This is a genomic window from Stenotrophomonas sp. P5_B8 (genome assembly GCF_054049855.1).
The window spans coordinates 1-3,366 of sequence record NZ_JBFULO010000407.1 but is presented as its reverse complement, the minus strand read 5'-3'; the positions used below and the strand labels follow the sequence as shown (position 1 = coordinate 3,366).

The window sequence follows — 3,366 nt, the reverse complement described above, 5'->3', positions numbered from 1 at the left end:
CCTTGCCTTCGGACTTCTTGTCGGCGGCCGATTCGGTGGTCAGCATCAGCATCGGGATGAACTTGTAGTCCGGCAGCTGGCGCAGCTCGCGGATCAGCGAGATGCCGTCCATGTTGGGCATGTTGACGTCGGTCACCACCGCGTTGAAGCGCTGGCCCTTCGCACGGCCCAGCGCGACGGCACCGTCCTCGGCTTCTTCGACGGAAAAACCGGCCGAGGTGAGGGCGAAAGAGACCATCTGGCGCATCGACGCCGAATCGTCCACCACCAAGATACGTGCGCTCATGCAGCGTTCTCCACAGATTTCAGGTTGTCATGGGTTGCGTCCAGGCCAAGGGCCTGGGTGACGCCGAGCAGTCGCGCGGCGTCACGGAAGGTTGCAGTGCAACCGTCGAATCCGGTCGGGTGGCCTGCCTTGCGGCGGGCGTCGACGAATGCGCACAGGACCTGCATTGCTGCGGTATGGATCCGGCTCACTTCGYTGGCATCCAGCGTCAGTTCGCCGGCCTGGTCCACCAAAGGGGCCAGGCGGGTTTTCAGCTCGGTGCTGGTCTCGATACCGAGATCACCACCCAGGGCCACAATGCTCATCGTTGCTCCGGACAAACGGTTCCGAGGTTTATAACGGCCCAAAGCGGAGAAGCTTTAGGGGGAGGGGCCAAGGGATCTTCAAGGGGGGAGGCAATGGCCGGGTAGAGCCACCCCATGGGTGGTTGGCGCGCCAGCGCGGCGCACCTGTTCGGGCGCCTCCGGGCGGCCTGGCGCCGGATCGGAGAGCAGCCACGCATGGCGTGGCTCTACCGGCGAACAGGTGCCGGCGTAGAGCCGCCCCACAGGATGAAGAGTGCCGAGGTAGCGCCACCCCATGGGTGGCTGCCCTACAGGACGTGGTCAATTCAACAGCTGCGTTGCATCCAGCAGGATCATCGGCTGTGCGGTGACGCGCGCCACGCCGCGGAACAGGTCGTTGGAGATCTGGCAGATGCGCGCGGTGTCCGGCGGTTCGATCTGCGAATCGGTGAGGTTGGCGACATCCTCCACGGCCGAGACACGCAGGCCCATGGTTTCGCCATCCTCTTCGAGCACGACGATGCGGGTACTGGCGTCGTCCTGGGCCGGGCCAGCGCCGAGGTGGATGCCCAGGTCCATCACCGGCACCACCTGGCCGCGCAGGTTCATGATGCCGAGCATGGCCGCAGCGGTACCGCGCAGCGGCAGCAGCGGGACCGGCAGGACCACTTCCTGCACCTTGAGCAGTTCCAGCGCATAGGCCTGGGCGCCACAGCGCAGCCGCAGCCAGCGCGAGGTGCGTTCGGCGGCGCGGCGGTTCTCGCGCGGACTGGAGGCCGGGTTGCGGGCCTGCGCCTGCAGTTCCTGCCAGCTGCCGGGGCGGGTGTGCGCCGGGGCGGGCGCTGCGGCACGGGCGCTCGGGGCGGACATCGGCATCGTCGTCGGCATGGGGCGGGCGGCAGGCAGCGGAGCGGGAGCGGCGGGAGCGGCGAYCGGTGCGCGCGTGGGGGCGGGCGCGCTGTCGTGCAGCACCTCGTCCGGCAGGTCGTCCCAGCTGGGGCGGGCGGCGTCGGCAGCGGCTAGAGCAGCCGAGCGTGGCTCGGCTCTACCGGGCGGGCCGAGCGCAGGGTCGTTCATSAGTTCGTCGAGCAGCGCGAGGTTGGCCGGGCTGCCGGGCGAGGTCGGTGTTTGGTGAGCGRTCGCGCGGGTATCGACCGGSGGGCCGAGCGCRGGGTCGTTCATCAGTTCRTCGAGCAGCGCGAGGTTGGCCGGGCTGCCGGGCGAGGTCGGKGTTTSGTGAGCGRTCGCGCGGGTATCGACCGGSGGGCCGAGTGCGGGGTCGTTCATCAGTTCGTCGAGCAGTGCGAGGTTGGCCGGGCTGCCGGGCGAGGTGGGGGTTTCGTGAGCGGTCGCGCGGTTATCGACGGGTGGTCCGAGCGCGGGGTCGTTCATCAGTTCGTCGAGCAGCGCGAGGTTGGCGGGGCTGCCGGGCGAGGTGGGTGTTTCGTGAGCGATCGCGACGCTCTCGGCCGGTGCGCCTAGGGTGGTGTCGACAGCCGCGTCGCGTGTGGCGTCGGCCGCGGGCGCGGTCGAATGGACGAACTCGGCGCTGATCGCCAGCGCGACGCCTGCCGCTTCAGCGCCGTCCTGCGCGACCACCGCGGCCGCCGGGGCGGCGGGCACGTCAGCCGGTGCCGGCGCGGTCGGCACGGCATCGCCGAGCAACTGCTCCAGGTAGTCGTCGAGCACGCCGGCGGTGTTCATGCCGCGCGCTCCATCTGCAGCGCGTCGTCGGCCAGGATCCATTCAAGTGCGCGGCGGTAGGCGGCCAGGCCGCGACCGGGGTAGTCCTCGGACTGCGGCGGCACGGTCAGGCTGGCGGCGTTGCAGATGCGGGTGTCGACCGGGATCGCGTCTTCCCAGACGCGGTGGCCGTGCTTGTCCTGCATCTGCTTGACCGTTTCATTGCCGGCGCGGGTGCGGCGGTCGAACAGCGTCGGCAGGATCGACATCGGCAGCGTGCGGCGACGCGACCGTTCCACCATTTCACCGGTGCGGACCATGCCATCCAGCCCGTGCAGGGCCAGTGGCTCGGCCTGGGTGGGGATGATCAGGCGGTCGGCCGCGGCCAAGGCGTTGATCATCAGCAGGCCCAGGGTGGGCGCGCAGTCCAGCAGGATGTAGTCGTGCTGGCCCTGGTGGCGGCCCAGCGCGTTCTGCAGCGCCAGGCCCAGCCCGGGCTGGTTGGCGCTGCGGCGTTCCAGAGTGGCCAGCGCGGCCTGTGCGCAGACGTAGTCCAGGYCGGGGATGTCGCTTCGGTGGCTGAGCGTGGACAGCTCGGCCGGCGGTGCGCCGAACAGTTCCAGCACGCCCTGCGGCGGCGGATCCAGCGGCACGCCAAAGGCGCGGGTGAGCGAGGAATGCGGATCGAGGTCGATCAGCAACACCCGGTGGCCCAGCGTGGCCAGGCCACGGCCGAGGGCCAGGGAGGTGGTGGTCTTGCCCACGCCGCCCTTCTGATTGGCGATTGCCCAGATGCGCATTCGGTTCACTCCTTCATTGCAGGGGGAACGGCGGCGCCAACGCGGCTGCCGGCCGGCACCGGTGGCAACTGCACCGGGGCGAGGGGGGTAAGGGAGGGGGATGCGGCCTTCGGCGCCGGTGCGGACCCGGCGGTCAGCTGCGGGCCGATCGGGTCCACGCCCTGGGCGGTATCGGCCAGGATGATGACCATGACGCGCCGGTTGCGGTTGCGGCCTTCGGCGCTGGCGTTGTCTTCGCGCGGACGGAACTGGCCATAGCCGACCATCGCCAGCCGCGCCGGCTGCAGGCCCTGGTCGGCGAACAGGTGCACCA

The 3,366-nt window shown here is 70.0% G+C and carries 4 protein-coding genes and 1 pseudogene; all 5 read right to left on the bottom strand.

The window, feature by feature from the left end; genetic code table 11:
* Nucleotides 1-286 (bottom strand): response regulator (locus ACXJKH_RS17190; RefSeq protein ID WP_457321138.1); only part of this gene is annotated, 286 nt, incomplete at its 3' end.
* Nucleotides 283-591 (bottom strand): STAS domain-containing protein, encoded by a 309-nt coding sequence (locus ACXJKH_RS17185; protein ID WP_457321136.1) that lies wholly within the window; start codon nucleotides 589-591, stop codon nucleotides 283-285. The genes ACXJKH_RS17190 and ACXJKH_RS17185, both read right to left, overlap by 4 nt.
* 300 nt (nucleotides 592-891) lie before the next feature.
* On the bottom strand, nucleotides 892-1,857 hold the full coding sequence (locus tag ACXJKH_RS17180) for a chemotaxis protein CheW (protein WP_457321140.1): 966 nt from the start codon (nucleotides 1,855-1,857) through the stop codon (nucleotides 892-894).
* A 413-nt stretch (nucleotides 1,858-2,270) separates the two neighbouring features.
* Nucleotides 2,271-3,053, bottom strand: coding sequence for a ParA family protein (locus ACXJKH_RS17175; protein ID WP_457321134.1), 783 nt, complete (start codon nucleotides 3,051-3,053; stop codon nucleotides 2,271-2,273).
* Between the two features lie 5 nt (nucleotides 3,054-3,058).
* A pseudogene (locus ACXJKH_RS17170) lies at nucleotides 3,059-3,366 on the bottom strand (flagellar motor protein MotD); the annotation flags it as partial.